Annotated in this window: 18 protein-coding genes; 6 read left to right on the top strand and 12 right to left on the bottom strand. The window is 66.1% G+C overall.

The features are described 5' to 3' along the window. Window positions 1-90: 90 nt before the first annotated feature. The 3 genes from DQP58_RS17820 (at window position 91) to DQP58_RS17810 (ending at window position 2,627) form a co-directional block, all read left to right on the top strand. Window positions 91-336 (top strand): hypothetical protein, encoded by a 246-nt coding sequence (locus DQP58_RS17820; protein ID WP_205869459.1) that lies wholly within the window; start codon window positions 91-93, stop codon window positions 334-336. 279 nt (window positions 337-615) lie between these two features. Then, the gene (locus tag DQP58_RS17815) at window positions 616-1,968 is read left to right on the top strand and encodes an MBL fold metallo-hydrolase (protein WP_112709597.1); all 1,353 of its coding nucleotides are present in this window, start codon (window positions 616-618) and stop codon (window positions 1,966-1,968) included. A gap of 71 nt (window positions 1,969-2,039) precedes the next feature. Beyond that, a complete protein-coding gene (locus DQP58_RS17810) occupies window positions 2,040-2,627 on the top strand; it encodes a rhodanese-like domain-containing protein (RefSeq protein ID WP_112709592.1) in 588 nt (195 codons plus the stop codon). A gap of 10 nt (window positions 2,628-2,637) precedes the next feature. On the opposite strand, the gene DQP58_RS17805 is transcribed toward DQP58_RS17810, so the two are convergent. The 11 genes from DQP58_RS17805 to DQP58_RS17755 are packed head-to-tail and all read right to left on the bottom strand — an operon-like array spanning window position 2,638 to window position 13,514. Then, entirely contained in the window at window positions 2,638-3,144 is a 507-nt protein-coding gene (locus DQP58_RS17805) for a CAP domain-containing protein (protein WP_112709591.1), read from the bottom strand. 14 nt (window positions 3,145-3,158) lie between these two features. After that, a complete protein-coding gene (locus tag DQP58_RS17800; RefSeq protein WP_112709590.1) occupies window positions 3,159-3,791 on the bottom strand; it encodes a hypothetical protein in 633 nt (210 codons plus the stop codon). Further along, window positions 3,788-4,459 carry an Mce protein gene (locus DQP58_RS17795; protein WP_112709589.1) on the bottom strand — a complete coding sequence of 224 codons (672 nt, stop codon included), beginning with the start codon at window positions 4,457-4,459 and terminating at the stop codon, window positions 3,788-3,790. The genes DQP58_RS17800 and DQP58_RS17795 overlap by 4 nt, the downstream gene beginning before the upstream one ends. A gap of 17 nt (window positions 4,460-4,476) precedes the next feature. Next, on the bottom strand, window positions 4,477-5,952 hold the full coding sequence (locus DQP58_RS17790; RefSeq protein ID WP_112709588.1) for an MCE family protein: 1,476 nt from the start codon (window positions 5,950-5,952) through the stop codon (window positions 4,477-4,479). Beyond that, on the bottom strand, window positions 5,953-7,074 hold the full coding sequence (locus DQP58_RS17785) for an MCE family protein (RefSeq protein WP_112709587.1): 1,122 nt from the start codon (window positions 7,072-7,074) through the stop codon (window positions 5,953-5,955). Further along, window positions 7,071-8,426, bottom strand: coding sequence for an MCE family protein (locus DQP58_RS17780; RefSeq protein ID WP_112709586.1), 1,356 nt, complete (start codon window positions 8,424-8,426; stop codon window positions 7,071-7,073). The genes DQP58_RS17785 and DQP58_RS17780 overlap by 4 nt, the downstream gene beginning before the upstream one ends. Beyond that, the gene (locus tag DQP58_RS17775; protein WP_112709596.1) at window positions 8,423-9,607 is read right to left on the bottom strand and encodes an MCE family protein; all 1,185 of its coding nucleotides are present in this window, start codon (window positions 9,605-9,607) and stop codon (window positions 8,423-8,425) included. Before DQP58_RS17775 ends, DQP58_RS17780 begins: the two co-directional genes overlap by 4 nt. Then, window positions 9,604-10,632: an MCE family protein gene (locus tag DQP58_RS17770; RefSeq protein WP_112709585.1), complete on the bottom strand. Its 1,029-nt coding sequence runs from the start codon at window positions 10,630-10,632 to the stop codon at window positions 9,604-9,606. The genes DQP58_RS17775 and DQP58_RS17770 overlap by 4 nt, the downstream gene beginning before the upstream one ends. Then, on the bottom strand, window positions 10,629-11,897 hold the full coding sequence (locus DQP58_RS17765; protein ID WP_112709584.1) for an MCE family protein: 1,269 nt from the start codon (window positions 11,895-11,897) through the stop codon (window positions 10,629-10,631). Before DQP58_RS17765 ends, DQP58_RS17770 begins: the two co-directional genes overlap by 4 nt. A gap of 4 nt (window positions 11,898-11,901) precedes the next feature. Beyond that, entirely contained in the window at window positions 11,902-12,750 is an 849-nt protein-coding gene (locus tag DQP58_RS17760) for an ABC transporter permease (RefSeq protein ID WP_112709583.1), read from the bottom strand. Next, the gene (locus tag DQP58_RS17755) at window positions 12,747-13,514 is read right to left on the bottom strand and encodes an MlaE family ABC transporter permease (RefSeq protein ID WP_083063005.1); all 768 of its coding nucleotides are present in this window, start codon (window positions 13,512-13,514) and stop codon (window positions 12,747-12,749) included. Before DQP58_RS17755 ends, DQP58_RS17760 begins: the two co-directional genes overlap by 4 nt. A 604-nt stretch (window positions 13,515-14,118) precedes the next feature. Here DQP58_RS17755 and stf0 point away from each other — a divergent pair. The 3 genes from stf0 (at window position 14,119) to DQP58_RS17745 (ending at window position 16,336) form a co-directional block, all read left to right on the top strand. Continuing rightward, complete coding sequence (stf0, locus tag DQP58_RS17750; protein WP_112709582.1) at window positions 14,119-14,922, top strand: trehalose 2-sulfotransferase; 804 nt, start codon at window positions 14,119-14,121, stop codon at window positions 14,920-14,922. A gap of 137 nt (window positions 14,923-15,059) precedes the next feature. Next, complete coding sequence (locus DQP58_RS26855) at window positions 15,060-15,212, top strand: hypothetical protein (protein WP_165827908.1); 153 nt, start codon at window positions 15,060-15,062, stop codon at window positions 15,210-15,212. Further along, entirely contained in the window at window positions 15,206-16,336 is a 1,131-nt protein-coding gene (locus DQP58_RS17745; RefSeq protein ID WP_112709581.1) for a YeiH family protein, read from the top strand. The genes DQP58_RS26855 and DQP58_RS17745 overlap by 7 nt, the downstream gene beginning before the upstream one ends. 96 nt (window positions 16,337-16,432) lie before the next feature. Here DQP58_RS17745 and DQP58_RS17740 read toward each other — a convergent pair. Next, window positions 16,433-18,051: family 2A encapsulin nanocompartment cargo protein cysteine desulfurase (locus DQP58_RS17740; RefSeq protein ID WP_240629926.1), on the bottom strand; the 1,619-nt coding region annotated here is incomplete at its 5' end.

Raw genomic sequence — 18,051 nt, 5'->3', positions numbered from 1 at the left:
ACTTCGGCGTCGCACGATGCACTCGTAAGGTCGCGCGCCTGAAGGAGTGACGTCATCGTGGCTCGGGAGTGTGATGGACCCGATCGGGTCATCAAGAACGGCTGCCCGCTGCAGTGTCGGCTCAGGTACGGCGGCGCCGGCGACGAATCCGTCAGTGACCAGGTCGATTGGGCGGGTCTGCCCATCAATCTCGACTTCGCGTTCTCGCGGGATCAACGCGACAAGGTCTACGCGCAGCATCTGCTGCGCAGGCGCGGGACCCAGTTCGGTCCGTGGCGCAACGGCGGGTACGTGTGCGTCTGCGACATGGCCGACGAATCCCTCACCGGCGGATAGCGACACACCGCACGGCTGCGCGGCGCGGGCCGCGCAAAAATCACCGTGGTTGAAATGCTTCGATGCTGCGGCGGCCGACACGTTCGACCGCGCCGAGCTGCGCTGACCCGCCCATTGGCGCGATGCGCGTGGGTTTCACAGGTGTTCCGGCCGCGCCCATCGCCTGCTCGACGTGCGCCGGCACTCCGCGTTCGGGGTACTAGAAGACATGCCGATTGCCGCGAGCCGAAGAACAGCACGAGTCGCCCCCGCGGGCCGATCAAGAGGGTGAAAACGATGGTGGACGTGACGATCATCGAAACCTCGGGTTTGGGCGACCGCAGCTATCTCATCAGCGACGGCACCGTCGGCGTCGTCGTGGATCCGCAACGCGACATCGACCGGGTGCTCGAGCTGACGGGAGACCTGCGCATCACCCACGTGCTGGAGACCCACATCCACAACGACTACGTGACCGGCGGGCTGGCACTGGCCGAAGCGACCGGCGCCCAATACGTCGTTCCCGCAGGCGAAGACGTCGACTTCGACCGCCACGCGGTCGGGGACGGTGACCGGATCGACACCGGCGGAATCCATGTGGAAGTGCTGCTCACACCCGGGCACACCCACCATCACGTCAGCTACGTGCTGCGTGACGATTCCGGCGAGGCCGTCGGCGTCTTCACGGGCGGATCGCTGCTGTTCGGCAGCACTGGCAGGACAGACCTGGTCGGCGACGACCACACCGAGGAACTGGCCCGGCTGCAATATCATTCGGTCCGGCGCCTCGCCGATGAGCTGCCTTCGGAGACCGCGATCTATCCCACACACGGATTCGGCAGCTTCTGTTCGGCCACGCCACCCGACGGTGACGCCTCCACCATCGGCGAACAACGCCGCAGCAACCCGGCGCTGACCCAGGACGAACAGCAATACGTCGACGAGCTGCTGGACGGACTTTCGGCGTTTCCCGCCTACTACGCACACATGGGCGTCATCAACAGGGCGGGCCCCGAAGCGGCCGACCTGTCGACGCCCGAACCGGTTGACGCACACCAACTTCGCCACCGCATCGACGCCGGCGAGTGGGTGGTCGACCTGCGCAACCGCACGGCATTCGCGGCGGGGCATCTGGCCGGCACCTATGGGTTCGAGCTGTCGGGCTCGTTCGTGAACTACCTCGGGTGGCTGTACAGCTGGGGCGCACCGCTGACGTTGATCGGTGAGGATGCCCAGCAGGTCGCCGACGCCCAGCGCGAACTCGCCCGCATCGGCGTCGATCGCCTCACCGGCAGCGCCACCGGCGATATAGGCGAGCTGGCCGACGGCACGCCGCTGCGCAGCTATCGGGTCGCGTCCTTCAAGGACCTCGTCGATGTGCTCGACGACGACGCGGTCACCGTCGTCGACGTTCGCCAGCCACACGAATTCGACAGCGGCCACGTGCGCGATGCGGTCAACATTGCGGTGCACGAGCTACCGGAACGCTTCGGCGAACTTCCCCACGACCGCGAACTATGGATCCACTGCGCCAGCGGCTACCGGGCGTCGATCGCCGCGGCGCTGCTCGACCGGCATCAACGCCGCGTCGTGCTGATCGACGACGACTACGACAACGCGGAAAAGCTCGACATCACTTCAGGTTCAACGTGATCGAAAAGGCAGGCCCGCATCGCGATAGCGGGTAGTGACTAGTTGAGGAGCCCATTAACGGGAGGAATCATATGAGCGCACCGACCGCCGACGCCATCACTTCGGCCGAGCTACGCAAGCAACTCGAGTCTTCGCCCGCCCCACGCATCGTCGACGTGCGGACACCCGCGGAGTTCGAAACGTCCCACATCTCCGGGTCCTACAACGTGCCCCTGGACGTACTGGACGAACACACCCGTGAGGTCGCCCAGCTGTTGGGCGGGGACGACGAGGTCGTCCTGGTATGCCGGTCGGGACAACGCTCCACCAAGGCGCAAACGCTGTTGCGGAACGCCGGTTTGACGGGCGGACGCGTCCTCGAGAACGGAATCATCGACTGGGAGGGGCAGGGCTTCGCCGTCGACCGCGGCGCCGCGCGGTGGGATCTGGAACGGCAGGTGCGCCTCGTCGCCGGGTCGGTCGTGTTGTCGTCCGTGCTGGGCAGTGTCGCGCTCCCCCGGCTCAAATGGGTGGCGGCCGCGATCGGTGGCGGGCTGACTTTCGCCGCGCTCACCAACACGTGCGCGATGGCCACGGCCTTGTCCAAGCTGCCCTACAACCGTGGCGCCACAACCGATCCCGAAACGGTTTTGTCGGCGCTCAGTACCGCCGCGGGCTAGGCGCCGAGGCCTACCGCTTGGGCGGATCGGGCTGTCCGTACACCGCCACCACCACTGTGCGGTCCATGCTGTTGTCCGACCACACCCCGATGGTGTTGTTGGCGCAGTCGCGGATGATCGCCATGTCGTCCGGGTTGTAATACCACTGGTTGACCAGTTCCAGGCTGCTGATCGCGATGGCCGGGTTGATCGCCACGGTCTCGGCGGCCCGGCCGCCGAAGCCGGCGGCGTTGGCGCGGTCCTGCGGTGTGGAACCGTCCGAGCCTATGTCGCCGTTGATGTTTCGGTTGTTGATCATGTCATCGGCGTGCCATTCGGCGGCCAGCGTGAGGGCGTTGTTCCTGACGACGTCGTTGGTGCAGCCCGCCTGGTGCTGCAGGGTGTAGACGGCCGACACCACCGCGCTGTTGAGCCGCTTGTTGTCGGCGTGCGCGGCCGGGGCCGCCACAGTGGCTGTCCCCAACAGCACCACGCCGACGGGCAGCACCCGGGCGCAACGGCGTACCGATACTTCCATCACGGTTCCTCGGGTCACACGGGGTCGAAGCGCGAAACCAGCCATCGGCCGTTGACCTTGTCCAGGGTCATCCGCACGACGGGCTGGGTGTCGGTGGGGGCGCCCGCACCGATGGTCACGGTCTGGTCGACATACACCAGCGCCACGGCATGGGTTTCGGATGCCGAAACCGACGCCGCCGCATTGACTTTGGCGACCGACGAGATGTGCTTCTCCTTCGCACCGGGAACGACGACCTGTCGCGTCAGCTCGCCGTAGGCGTCCTTGAACTCACCGGTCAGCCGTTCGCGCGCCGCGGCGAGGTCCTTGTCCACCGTGTCGGCGTGATAGGACAACAACGCGATGGCGTCTTCGCGGGCGGCCTGCACCGATTCGGTCCGGGCCAGGGCAAGATCGTCGGCCGCCCCGGCCGACCACTTGAGATATCCCGCGCCGAGCGCCAACACCAATGCGAGGCCGGGCAATATCCCGTAGGCGAACAACCGCGTCCACCCGATGCGCCGCCTGGTCCGCTCGGCCTTCGGGTGCGCCTCGGTGGACGATTCTTCCGGCTCGGTGGCCTCCGGTTCCCGGTGTGCGTCCTCGGTTGCCGGATCCAGTTCCTCGTCGACGGTATCGACTTTCACGCCTTCCTTCAGTGTCGTCATGGCACGAACACCACATTGGAGACCTTGGCGTCATCGCCGACCGATCGGACCTCGATGCGCATGCGCCATTCCCGGGGCGCCTCTTCACCGCCGGCCGTGCGCGACTTCACCGCGACGGCCACCAGGACCTGGGCGGAATCGCCGCGCTGGGATTCCAGGCCGGCATCGGTGACCGTCCCTTCCGATTTCGACTGTGCGGCCTTGACGACCTCCTCGAACGGCTTGGCACGCTGTTCGAAGTCGTCGTGGAATGCGCCGGTGGCCAGGTCGAGGATGCGCTGCACGTCGGCGTCGACCTGGGTGTAGTTGATCGTGGTGAGGTTCACCGCGCCCTGCCGGGCCGTCGCAACATACAGGTTCTGCCGGGCCTGCGCCTCGTGCTTCTGGTAGGCCCGGTATCCGAGCCAACCACTCAGGCCGGCCAGTGCGGCCACGATGACCGCGCTGGCCACCAACGCCGTCCCGACGCGCGACAGCCGCCGCCGCTGGAGACGCTTGCGCCACCGCGCGAGCCGGCCCGCGGCCGGACTCTCATCACTGTCGGCGTGTCCGATGTGCAGTTTTTCAGCCTGCTCGGTTTGGGTTGCGTCGATGTCCTCGGCGACGTCGATTGCCGTTGGCTCGTCGACGGTTTCCTCCGCCGTAGGAATTTCGGGGTTGTCCGCCATGGTGCTCCTTAAAACTGTCAGGGTTGCGGGACAAGTAGTTGTTGCCAGTTCTTGGCACGCGGGTGGGCCAGGTCCGATTGGGTATAGCGGCGGCCGTCTGGCCCGATGTAGTCGCCGGTGGCCGGGTCATAGGTCGCGACGGCGGGCGGCGGGGGCGGCGCCGCCGGCGCCGCGGCGGTGCCACGCGGTGGTGGCAGTCGCGGATCCTGCCCCGGCGGGTAAAGCGGCACGCCCTGGCCGCTGGTGGTGGCGTTCGGGTCGCCCTTCCAGTTGTAGCCGTCGTTGAGCGGCACGTACTCCTCGTCGCTTTCACACAATTCTATCGTGGGCGCCCTCTTCCACGGCTTGCTCTCGCACGGAATGTTGCGCACCCCACGGACATTGAACTCCGAGTCCTGCGGCACCCGGCAGAACAGGTCCGCGGCCGGCCGGTCCGGCGCGTCGATGCTGGCCGGTGAACGGCGCTGCTGCGGCGGCAGGTAGCCGGTGGTGCAGGGCGGAGGCAGGTTGAGGTTGAGGTTGAAGTCCAGCTGGGCACCCCGGTACTCCTGCTTGGTGTTAGAGCTGGGCACGATGATGGCCGCCATGGCCGCGATGCCCTGCGGGAGCAGGACCAGGAGTTGCTCGATGTCATGGCGGTAGACGACGGCGATGTCGCCCAGGCTCACCAGATTGGCGAACAGCACCGGCAACGCCGGCGCCACCCGGTCCAACATCGCTCGACCCTCCTCGACGCCGGAAGTGCCCTGTGTCAACAGGTCTCGCACCGCGGCGTCCTGGGCCTTGAATTGCGCCATGATGGCCGCGGTGCGGCCGGCCCACGTGGCGATCGCCTCGGATGTCTGCACCTGCGAATTGAGTACCGCCGGCGACTGGTCGATGAGGGCGGCAAGCGGGTCGACGGTGCGACCCCCGGCGATGGCCAGCGCGGTCGAGCCGTCGACGATACGGGACAGCTCGGGCCCCAGGCCGCCGACCGCCCGATTGGTCTCGTCGATCACCGTGCGCAGGTTGTCGCGTGGAATCGCTTGCAGCGCACGGTTGGTCAGGTCGAGCAGGTGCCCGATGTCGACGGGCACGTCGACGTGTCCGGCAGTGATGACGTCACCGTCGTGCAACGTGTGGGAACCATCGCCGTCCTTGCCGGGGGTCAGTTCGATGTACTGCTCGCCGATCGCGGATCGGCTGTGCACCGACGCCTGCACGTCGGAGGGCACCTTGACTCCCGATCGCATGGCCAGCACCGCGCGCACCCCGGTGGCGGTGACGTCGACCGACTTGACCTGCCCCACGTCGGTGCCGCGGTAGGTGACGACCGACGTCTCGTAGAGCCCACCCGATTGCGGCAGATCGACGGTGACCTTGTACTCCCCGATCCCGAATAACGTGGCGGGCAGCTTCATGAAGTTGAATGCCATTGCGCCACAAGAGACGACGGTCACCAGCGTCAGGATTGACAACTGGATCCACGTCCGGCGATTCAACCGAAGCATTCAGTATCCCCCGAAATGGTACGGATAGGTCAGCGGGTTACCCCCGGTGACCGGGCTGGGCTGCATGCCGATGGTGCGACCCCACTGCAGTTCGAGCTGGGTGAGGTTGCCCTCCCAGCGCGAACCGGTGAACAACCCCTGGTCGATGCGGCTCAACGTCAGATCGACGATCAGAGTGAGGTTGGCGTAGTCGCCGCGGAACCAGTTCCGCACGGTGGATGCCGGCCACGGGTAGGTCACCAGGCCATCCAGACCCTTGGTGAGGGAGGGTCCGGCATCGGCGAGCGAGCGCAGCACCGGCGCGATGTTGCGCAGGTTGTTCACCAGAGATTCCCTGCTCTGGTGGATGGTGTCGGCGGCGATCGCACTGAACTTGCCGACCTGATCGATCGTGTCGGCGATCTTGGTGCGCTCCTCGGCCAGAACGTCCAGCGCCTTGGGCACCGACGTCAAGGCCTTGTCCACGACCGTGTCGTTCGAGGCGACCTGGCCGACCAGAGAGTTGAGATTCTCTGCGGCGGAGATGATGTCGTCGGTCTGATCATTGGTGCGCGCGATGAACTCGTCGATCTGGTTGAGCAGGCTGCGCATGTCGTTTTCGCGGCCGGCGAACGCTCTGGCGACCGCCTGCGTGATTTCCTGCAGCTGGCCGATGCCCCCACCGTTCAACAGGATCGACACCGAGGCCAGCGTCTGCTCGGTGGTGGGATACAGGCTCGCGCGCGACAACGGGATGACCGACCCGGCCTTGAGTTGGCCCACCGGCGCTTCACCTTTGGGCGGCGCGAGTTCGATATGCATCGAACCGAGCAGGCTGGTCTGCCCGAGTTTGGCGGTCGAATTGGCCGGCAGGTGCACGTCGCCGTTGATCCGCATCGTGACCAGCGCATGCCAATCCTGCAGCTCGATCCTGGTGACGTTGCCGACGTTCACGTCGTCCACTCGGACCCGGGTGTTCTCCTGGATGGTGACCACGTCGGGCATCTGCGCCTGGATCGTGTACGAGCCCGGTCCGCCGCCGGCGGTACCGGGCAGGCTGAAGGAGTTCAGGCCGCGCCAACCACACGCCGACAGAGTGACAACACATATCAGCCCCAGGACTGCGGCCCCAGCGCGCCTCATGAGGGCCCCGTCGGCAGCATCAGGTTCTGTAGCACCTCGATCGAACTGGTCGTGTTCGCCGGCGGCGCGGACGGGGCCTCGGTCGGCGGCGGCTGGTCGGCCGGCGCCGGCTGCTCGGGAGGCGGCGCGGGTGCGCCATCCGGCGGCGCGGGTGCCTCGGGTGGTGCCGGGGGTGTGTACCCGGGCCGCAGCCAGTCCTCGCTGTAGGTGATCTCGCTGGGCCGGGCCTGTGTTCCGACGAACGGATTGATTCCCGCCGGAATGTAGTTGTAGATGCGGTTTTTGATGATCGGGTTGAGGTACTGCAGGCACAGCTTCGACACCCGCGCCAGGCGCGCCCGCGACGCCGCCTCGATCGAGCTGCAGATGAACTGCGGGATGTCGGCGAAGTTGTTCAGGGCCAGGATGCCGGTCATCGCGCTCTGGGCCGGCTGGTAGATGTTCAAGAAGTTCTGGAACACCGTCGGGGCGATGTGCAGGATCTGCTTGATGTCACCGCGGCTGTCGTTGAGCGCCGTGGTGATGGAACCCAATCGGTCGAAGGTGACGCCCGCTGCTTCGCGGTTCTCGGCCAGAAAATCACGCACATCCGTGAGCGCGCCGTCCAGCGACTTCAACGCGTTGCCGACTTCGTTGGGTGTGTTGGACAGCAGCGTCGTCACGCCGGCCAGGTTCTGGTTGAACGAGGCCAGCAGATCGCTGCTCGAGTACAGCGCGGACACCAGCAGTTGCAGGTTGCGCACCGTGCTGAAGATGTCGTCGGCGTGATCGCCGAGCGCCGAGATCGCCTCGGAAAGCTTGAGCACGGTGTCGCGGGCGGTGTCGCCCTGGCCGCGCACGTTGTCAGCCGCCGAGTCGATGAACTCGCCGACGGAGTTGACCCCGCCCGGGCTGGTGGGCTGCAGGGCGTCGGTCAGCTTTTCCAGCTGCTTGCGGAAGTCATCCCACTCGACGGGAACCGCAGTGCGGCTCAGGGGAATCGAGGCGCCGGCGCTCAGCTTGGGGCCGCCGGAGTACGCCGGGACGAGCTGGACAGCCCGCGACGTCACCAGCGATGGCGACAGGATCGCGGCGCGAGCATCGGCGGGGATCGAATACTGCTTGTCGACCGAGAACGTCACTTTGGAACTGCCGGGCTGGGGCTCGATCTTGTCGACCACGCCGACGGCGACGCCGAGGATGCGAATCTCGTCGCCCACGAACAGACCGTTGGCCTCGGTGAAATACGCCGAGTACGTGTTCTTTTCGACGTCTTTCCACAACTTGTTGCCGACCACGAACGACGCCACGACCAGCGTCAGGATCAGGGTGGCGGCGGTTGCCTTCTGGAGAGTGCCCCGACTGATGTTCATGGCGAATCGAAATCGTGTGGCGAGGGCGGCGGAATGGTCCGGATGGGCGGGGTGGACGGCGGGGGCGACGGCGGCTGCGACCACAGCGGCACCGGCGCGTTCTCCGGCGGCACCGGCGGGGTGCCGGTCGGCGGGTCCACCACCTCCGACGGCAGCTTCTGGTTGGGGTCCAGGAATCGGTCGTACATGTCCGCGTCGAGCACCGGGCCGCCGATCTGACCGGGCACCAGGTTGGCGACGTAGGCCTTGAAAAACGGTCCCGAGCCCAGGCATTCGCCGAAGGACATCGCGTAACGTTTGAACTTGGGCAACGTCTTCTGGATGTCTTCCTTGCGGTTGTCCAGGATCTCCAATACGCCGTTGAGCTTGTCCAGGGCGGGTTTGAGTTGGGTCCTGTTGTCGTTGACCAGCCCCGAGATCTGATGCGACACCGCGGTCAGGTTGTTCATCAACGCGTCCAGCGAATCCCGCTCATCGAGCAGGGCCGCCAACAGCGCGTTGGAATTCGCCACCAGTCCGGCGATCTGCTGGCTGCGCTTGCCCAGCACCGTCGACACCTTGTTGGCGTTGCCCAGCAGGCTGCGTAGCTGCGCGTCGCGGCCGTTGAGGGTATCGGAGAACCGGGCGACGCCCTCCAACGCGGGCCTGAGATTGGCCGGCGTCGCCTTGAGGGTGTTCGCCAACGTGCCCAGCGACGTGGACAATTGGGCGGTATCCAGGCCGCTGATGGTTGTCGTCAGATCGCCCAGGGCGTCGGGCAACTCATACGGCGAGGTGGTGCGCTCCAACGGAATGGTGCCCGACAACTTCCCGCCGCCGCGCGGCGTCAGCTCGAGCATCTTGGCGCCCAGTATGGTTTCGGTCTTGATCGCCGCCTCGGTGCGGTCGCCCAATTCGACGCCCTTGTGCACGGTGAAACCCACCCGGACCTTGGTGCCCTCCAGGCGAAGGTCGGAGACCCGGCCCACGCCCATCCCCGAAACCCGGACGGTGTTACCGGGTTTGATGCCGCCGGCCTCGGAGAAGTAGGCCGCGTAGTCGTCGGTGTTCTTGATGAACGGCAGCTTGTTGTACTGGAAGGCGACGATGGCCACGCATGCCAGGATGACGGTTCCCATCACGCCCAGCACGAAAGGGTTTCGCTGGTCACCCGATTTGACCTTGGGAATTTTCAGCCTCATTGCGGCGTGCACCGCCCGCTGGGCTGGCCCAACAGCTTGACGAAGATCGGGTTGCCCCCCTTACCGTTCAGCTTGAGCAATACCTCGCAAAAGTAGAAACCGAAGTAGTCACCGTTGAGGCCCTGCCTGGAGAGCACCTGGTAGATGTCCGGGAGATCCTTGAGCAGTTTGTCGACGTACTCTTTGTCCGAAAGCACCTGCCCCGACATGCGATCCGTCTCATGCACAACGTCTTTGATCGGCTGGCGGGACTGGGCGAGCAGATCGGTGATCGAACCCGCGGCCGCATTGATGTAGGCGAGGCCGGTGGAGATGTCGTTCCGGCGCTGGGCCAGCCCGTCCACCAGCTGGGCCAGCTTGTCCACGCCGTCGGAGAACTCGCGATCGCGAGTGGCGAACGTGTGCAGCACCGTGTTCAGGTTGGTGATCAGCTGGCCGATCAGCTCGCTGCGCCCCGCCAGGGTGGAGGTCAGTATCGAGGTTTGCGACAGCACCGACGCCAGCGTCCCGCCCTGTCCCTGAAAGATTCGCAGCAGTTGACCGGACAGGGCGTTGACCTGATCGGGGTCCAGTGCGCGGAACAACGGACGGAAACCGCCGATCAACGCGTCGATGTCGAGCGCGGGCGACGTCCGGGCCAGCGGGATGGTCGCCCCCGGCGGCAGCCGCCGTGGCGGTCCCGGGCCTTCCTCGAGCGCGAGATAGCGGTCACCGATCAGGTTTTCGTAACGTACGACGGCCTTGGTGCCCTCGTTGAGCCGAACGCCTTTGTCCACCTCGAAGTCGACGGCGACGGTGCCGTCACGGTGCAGGCTCAGGTCGCCGACCTTGCCGACTTCCACCCCGGCGATCCGCACGAAGTTGCCCGACTTGAGGCCGGAGATGTTGGTGAAGATGGCGCGGTAGCCGGTGCGGTCCTCGAATCGCAACTGCCCGAACACCGCGACCAGCGCAAAGGTGAACAGCAGGCAGACCGCCGTGAAGATGCCGACCCGCAGAATGATGCTGGATAGTTTCCTTCTCATGGCGGCGGCTGCCCCCCGCGCCAGAAGTAGCGAGGCCCTTCCGGAGGGTTCTTGGTGGTCGGGAACCAGTTGGCCCACCAGGGATTTCCCGCGGCCACGTTGGTGCGGATCTCGTTCGGCGCCGCCCCCCAGCCGGTATCGGTGACCAGCGCCCGCACCGGGAAGTTCGCGCTGGGGTCGGGCAGCGAGCCGCAGCTCGGCTTTCCGCCCGGCCCGCCGGTGGCGTTGACCTTGGGCAGGTGTTTCGGATACCGGTACGGGTCGTCGCCGAACAACAGCGCCGCGTCGAGGATCACCGAATAGCCGTTGCCGCCCAAGGCGTCTCGGCCACCGTGGTCGACGTACCACTGCGCACCCTGGAACAGGCACGTATAGGTCGGCGAGTATTTCTCCAGCAGGGTCATGGTCGGATCGAGCAGGTTCATGGACCGCACGATGTTCGACTCGTTGCGGCCGATCACGTTGATACCGGTCTGGCTGAAGCCGATCGCCGACAGCAACAACGAATCCAGCGAGCGCTGGTCGTCCGTGATGGTCGCGCTCGTCGTCGTCGCCGAGTCCAAGATGGACAAGATGTTCTGCGCCGCATCGGAATAGATGGCGGTGGTCTTCCCGAACAGCCGCCAGTCCTTTCCGATGGTGTCCATGCGCGGGTTGACGGTGAGTAGCACGTTGTTGGCGTCGGTGATCGCTTGTCCGAGCCGGTCGCCCTTGCCGCGCACGGATTGGGCGAAGGCCGACAAGATCGCGTTCAGCTTTGCCGGGTCGAGCGCCTGAACCACCGACTGCAGGTTCTCGAAGACGGTGTTGACTTCCACGGTGACGTTGCGCGAATGCAGCAGCGCACCGGGCTTCAGCGATGTCGCGCTCGGATGGTCGGGGACGATCAGATCGACGTATTTCGAGCCGAACGCCGTGGTGGATTTTATCTCGGCCTCGAGGTTGCTCGGCAGATACTTGAACGCGTCCGGTTGGATCTTCAGCTGCAGCCGAGCGGTCTTCACGTCGGTCCCGATCGACGCGACCTGACCCACCTGGACGCCGCGCAGCTTGACCTTGGCGCCGTCTTCCATCACCAGACCGGCGCGGTCGGACACCAGCGTGAGCGGGACGAAGGCCTGGAATTTGCCCGAGAACGAGGCCGCGGTCATCGCGATCAGGCCACCGATCAGGATGAACAAGGTGGGGGCCCACCAGATCGGGTCGATCTTGCTGTGGCGGGTCCTGTTTCGCTGGAACGCCCCGTCGGCTTTGTGCGTACTCATCCGGTCATCCCGACAGGTTGAAGTTGCCGGACTGCCCATAGACGGACAGCGAGATCATCAGGCACACGAAGGCCGTGACGATCATCGACGACCGCACCGACCGACCGACCGCTTCCCCGACGCCCGCCGGACCGCCCGTGGCGGTGAAACCGTAATACGTGTGCACGACCATCACCCCGGCCGCCATGGTCAGCGCCGCCAAAAATGACCAGAACAGATCGGTGGGGCGCAAAAAGGTGGCGAAGTAGTGCTCGTAGACGCCTCGTGACTGCCCGTACACGTAGATCGTGAGGAACTTCGCCGCGACGAACGACATCAGCACGGCGACGGCATAGAGCGGGATGACGACCAGGATGCCGGCGATGATCCGGGTGGACGCCAGGTAGGTGACCGCGCGGATGCCCATGACTTCCAGCGCGTCGATCTCCTCGTTGATGCGCATCGCGCCCAGCTGCGCGGTCGCGCCCGCACCGATCGTGGCGGCTAGTGCCAGACCGGCGGTGCAGGGCGCGATCATCCGGACGTTCAAGAACGCCGAGAGGAAGCCGGTCAGCGCTTCGACGCCGATGTTGGACAGCGTGTCGTAACCCTGTACCGCGACGAGGGCGCCGGTGGTCAGCGTGAGAAACCCGATGATGCCGACCGTGCCCCCGATGACGGCCAATGCCCCTGTGCCCATTCCCATCTCGGCGATCAGGCGCAACAGTTCGTTCGGGTAGCGCCGTACCGCATCGACGGTGGCGGTCAGGGATTGCCCGTAGAAGGCGGTCTGTTCGCCCAGCTTCCGCGTGGAATCCGCGAGGCGGGGGCCAAGGCTGACGAACCACGACGGCTCGCGCGCGGCGTCGGTCATTTGGCCGTCACCTTCACACCGAGCGCGGTGGTCAGGATGTTGATGAAGAACAAGGCCATGAACGAAAAGACCACGGTTTCGTTCACCGCGTTTCCGACGCCGGTCGGGCCACCGCCCACCGACAAGCCCTTGTAGCAGGCGATCAGGCCGGCGGACAGCCCGAACAGCGTCGCCTTGATCAGCGAGATCACCACCTGCGGCAGCCCCGTGACCAGTGTCATCCCCGCGACGAACGCGCCGGGCGTGACGTGCTGGACGAAGACCACGAAGATGTAGCTGCCAGTCAGCCCGGTGACCGCCACCACCGAGTACAGCAGAACCGCGACGAACGTCGCCGCGATGATGCGTGGAACCACCAGTGCCTGAATCGGATTGACGCCGATCACCTTCATCGCGTCGATCTCCTCGCGGATGGTGCGCGCGCCCAGATCCGCGCACATGGCCGTCGACCCGGCACCCGAGACGACCATCGCTGTGACGACCGGTCCCACCTGGGTCACCGACGCCAACCCCGCGCCGGCACCCGACAGATCGCCCGCGCCGATCTCGACCAACAGGATGTTGAGGACGAACACGATGAGCACCGTGTATGGGATCGACAACATAATCGTCGGAAAAATGGAAACGCGGGCGACAAACCAAATCTGCTCGAGCACTTCGCGCCACGCCCATGGGCCGCGCACCGCCGCCACCAACGCCTCGGCGCTGAGCAGAAAGAATTGGCCCAGCGCGTTCATGGGCCGCGCAAGGGTCGCCGCGTTCACGCTGCTCGTCCAACCCAACGGCGGTCTTTGACTCAACCCGACCCCCATTTTCGTAACAGCGTTTATACGTTCGTAATTCGCTGGCCCCAAGGCAATCAGCACTGTTTACCTGCGCCGCGTCTGCTTGAGCGCACTAGATGAGGGAATGTACGGGCAAAACGATGCCCGGCGTCAGGTTTGCAATCAACAAGAAGAAATATTGGGTGGCGCCGCCGGGCCTGCGCCGATGTTGCTATCAGGCCGTTGGCCTGCGTGATTATTTGGAACCGGCCCGACGCAGCGGCCCCGCAGCGGCGGCCGGCAGACGGACCGAGTAGTGACCGGTGGCGCACGCAGACGAAGGGTCCGGCGCGCGGGAAAGCCGGGGCGACCGTCCGAATCAGGTTGCAACGCAGCGTTTCTCAACGCAGCACGGCCTGCGCCGCGTGCGCGGCTGTCCGTCCGCTCCGAAACCAGATGAGCACCCACGGCCACCGTCCCGTTCGGCTGTCGTCGCCGAAAGCCACAGTTCGGGCAAGACCGTTTCAACACAATGGTTTCCTTCAGCCTGACCCTAAGCGCGCGCGCCCGGATAAGATTCGAGCGTTCTGGATACACTCTGCCGGTGACCAATAGCCCGTCGTCATATCTGGTGTTGGCGTCGCAGCGCAGCGGCAGCACGCTGCTGGTCGAGTCGCTGCGCGCCACCGGCGTGGCCGGCGAGCCGCAGGAGTTCTTCCAGTACCTGCCGTCCACCAGCCAGTCCCCGCAGCCCCGGGAATGGTTCGCCGGCGTCGAGGACGAGTCGATCCTGAGCCTGCTCGACCCGCTGGACGTCGGGACGCCCGACCTGGCGCCGCCCGAGATCTGGCGGGCCTACATCCGCACGGTCGGGCGGACCCCGAACGGGGTGTGGGGCGGCAAGCTGATGTGGAACCAGACGCCATTGCTGCTCGACCGTGCGAAGAACCTGCCGGACCGCAGCGGCGATGGCCTGCTGGCGGCGATCACCGATGTGGTCGGTGAGCAGCCGCTGCTGATTCACGTCTACCGGCCCGACGTGATCTCCCAGGCGGTGTCGTTCTGGCGGGCGGTGCAGACCCGGGTCTGGCGCGGCCGGCCCGACCCGGTCCGGGATGCGCGCGCCACCTATCACGCCGGGGCCATCGCCCACGTCGTCACCATGTTGCGCGCGCAGGAAGAGGGTTGGCGGAACTGGTTCGCCGAAGAGAACATCGAACCCATGGACATTTCGTATCCGATGCTGTGGCGCAACCTGACTCAGGTGGTGGGGTCCATCCTGGAAGCGTTGGGCCTGGATCCACAGTTGGCGCCCGAGCCGGTGCTGGAGCGTCAGGCCGACCAGCGCTCCGACGAGTGGGTGGACCGCTATCGGGCCGATGCCGAGGAGCACGGCCTGCCAACCTGATCGACGGGCCGAGCTAAATTCAGCCCGAGCCAATCACTTCCGATGTAGCGCGCCCGGAGGCCACCATTCCGGTCAAAGGGGTGCGGCTGGGACACGCCGCCATAAGCGCTTGAGGAGCGGTCATCGTGGGTGAAGGCGTGCCAACTAACGGAAAGGACCCCGACGCTCCGCAGGGGCCGGATTGGGCGGCCCGGCTCGGTTCGGTGTCGGTGGACTGGTGGGCGACCGCGGTGGCTGGCGTGATCGTCGCGTTGGCCGTGGCCAACGTGCTTCCGCGGATCCCGTGGTGACCGGCGTGAGCACCGTCCGCACGGCACCCGACGAAACGTCGGACGAGGTCACCTTCACCAGCACCCGTCCCCTGGACTATGTGCCCGGCATCCTGCTTCTGATCGGCGTCGGGGTGCTGGGCAAGTACGCCCAGATCTGGTGGAACACACTGGCCAAGCACCAGCACTGGACCGTGCCCGACATCGAATATGTGTTGTGGGCGATCGTGATTGGGCTCTTGATCACCAACACGATCGGCCTGCACCCGATATTCCGCCCCGGCGTGCTGACCTACGAATTCTGGCTCAAGGCCGGGATCGTGGCGCTCGGCTCGCGGTTCGTGCTGGGCGACATCGCCAAACTCGGCGGGATCAGCCTGGTGCAGATCCTGGTGGACATGACCATTGCCGGGACGATCATCATCGTGGTGGCCCGCGCGTTCGGGTTGTCGGGCAAGCTCGGCTCGCTGTTGGCGATCGGCACGTCCATCTGCGGGGTGTCGGCCATCGTGGCGGCCAAGGGGGCGATCCGGGCCCGCAACTCCGATGTCAGCTACGCGATCGCGGCGATCCTGGCGCTGGGCGCGGTGTCGCTGTTCGTGTTGCCGCCGTTGGGCCACGCCATCGGACTCAGCGACCACGAATTCGGTTTGTGGGCGGGACTTTCCGTCGACAACACGGCCGAAACCACCGCCACCGGCTACCTGTACTCCGACCACGCCGGCAAGATCGCGGTGCTGGTGAAGTCGACCCGTAACGCGCTGATCGGCTTCGTGGTGCTGGGCTTCGCGCTGTTTTGGGCCGCGCGAGGGGAAGCCGACGAGATCGCCCGGGGCGCCAAGGCCAAGGCCGCGTTCATCTGGAGCAAGTTCCCGAAGTTTGTGCTCGGCTTTCTGGTGGTCTCGGCGATCGCCACGGCGGGGTGGCTGACCAAGGGCCAGACCGCCAACCTCGCCAACGTGTCGAAATGGGCGTTCCTGCTGACCTTTGCCGGCGTGGGACTCAACACCGACATCCGTCAGATCGCGCGCACCGGGTGGCGGCCGTTGGTGGTCGCGGTCATCGGGCTGACCGTCGTCGCCACCGTCTCTCTCGGCATCGTGCTGCTGACGTCGCGCGTATTCGGTTGGGGCGCGGGAACTTAAAGGTTCAGCGCCTCAACCGCATCGCGCTACGCGCCCGGCTGGGCGGGCGCTCGAATCCCCACGCCCGGCTGGCCGGGCGCTCGGCAAGCGAACCGCTCAACCAACGTTGGTACCGCCCTCGGCGATCCGGCGCACCGCCTTGAGGAACACGTCGATCTCGTCGAAGGTGTTGTAGAACGCGAACGACGGGCGCACCGTGGCCTCCAGGCCCAGCCGCCGCAGGGCGGGCTGTGCGCAGTGATGGCCCGCTCGCACCGCGATGCCCTCGGCGTTGAGCGCCTTGCCCACCTCGAGCGGCTCGTGGCCGGCCAGCACGAACGACAGCACGCTGGCCTTCTCCTGCGCGGTACCCACCAGGCGCACGCCCGGGATGTCGGCCAGCCGCGGCGTCGCGTACTCGAGCAAGGCGTGCTCGTACGCGGCAATCCGCTCGACGCCCAACCGTTGCACGTAGCGCAGCGCCTCGGTCAGCCCGACCGCGTCGGCGATGTTGCCGGTGCCGGCCTCGAACTTGGTCGGCGGCCCCTGGTACAGCGACCGGTCCAGCGTGACGTCGGCGATCATGTGACCGCCACCCTGCCACGGCGGTGTCTCGGTCAGCGCCTCCTCGGTGCCATAGAGCGCACCGATTCCGGTGGGGCCGTAGATCTTGTGTCCGGAGAACACGAAAAAGTCCGCACCGAGTTCGGCGACGTCGATCGGTATGTGCTGAATCGATTGAGCGCCATCGATCAGCACCCTGGCGCCGTAGCGGTGGCCCAGCTCGACGATCTTGTCCACCGGTACCACGGTGCCCAACGCGTTGGACACCTGGCTCGCGGCGACCAGCTTGGTCCGCGGACCCAGTAGCTCCTCGAACTCGCTCAGCAGCAGGTTGCCCGCATCGTCGATCGGGGCCACCTTCAGGATCGCGCCGGTCTTCTGCGAAATCAGCTGCCAGGGAACGATATTCGCGTGGTGCTCCAGGTGGGTGATGACGATCTCGTCGCCGGGCTGCAGATGCTTGCCACCCCATGCGTGCGCCACCAGGTTGATCGCCTCGGTGGTGCCGCGGACGAACACGATGTTCTCGGCGCTCGGGGCGCCGATGAAATCGGCTACCGTGTTGCGGGCCTCCTCGTAGGCGTCGGTGGCCCGGGCCGCCAATTCGTGCGCGGCGCGGTGAATATTCGAGTTCTCGTGGGCGTAGAAGTGCGACAACCGATCGATCACGACCTGCGGCTTCTGGGTGGTCGCCGCGTTGTCGAACCAGATGAGCGGCTTACCGTTGACGATCTCCTTCAGGATCGGGAAGTCCGCCCGTACCGCGTTGACGTCGAATATCTCGTGCTCGTCGGAAAGCCGCGGCACAGGAGCGGCTTTGGTCAGGAAGTGATAGTCCCCGTCATCACCGGCGGGCGCGGTCGGTGCCGACGCGGGCGCGTCGGACCAGCCCAGGTCGGTGACGGCCGGCGCATCGGGCAGCCACGACGGCGCCGAACCGCGCGAGCCTGCGGGCACGGTCGGTGTCGTTCCGGCCAGCACGCCGGGCACCGTGGGCACGATGCCGCCGGGCACCGCGAACGCACCCGGTTCGCCGCCGAACCACGGGATGGCGGCCAGCGCCGTCGCGTCGGGCGCTCCCCCGCGCGGGGCCGCCGGCGCCGTCTGCGGCGGGACGTCGGGTTCGGCGGACGTCGGCGCCGGGAGATAGATGTCGGAGAAATCAAGCTGCG

The sequence above is a fragment of the Mycobacterium colombiense genome (genome assembly GCF_003284975.1).
Taxonomy (GTDB): domain Bacteria; phylum Actinomycetota; class Actinomycetes; order Mycobacteriales; family Mycobacteriaceae; genus Mycobacterium; species Mycobacterium europaeum_A.
Note: the sequence above shows the minus strand (reverse complement) of the source record. Positions and strands in the feature narration are given on the sequence as shown.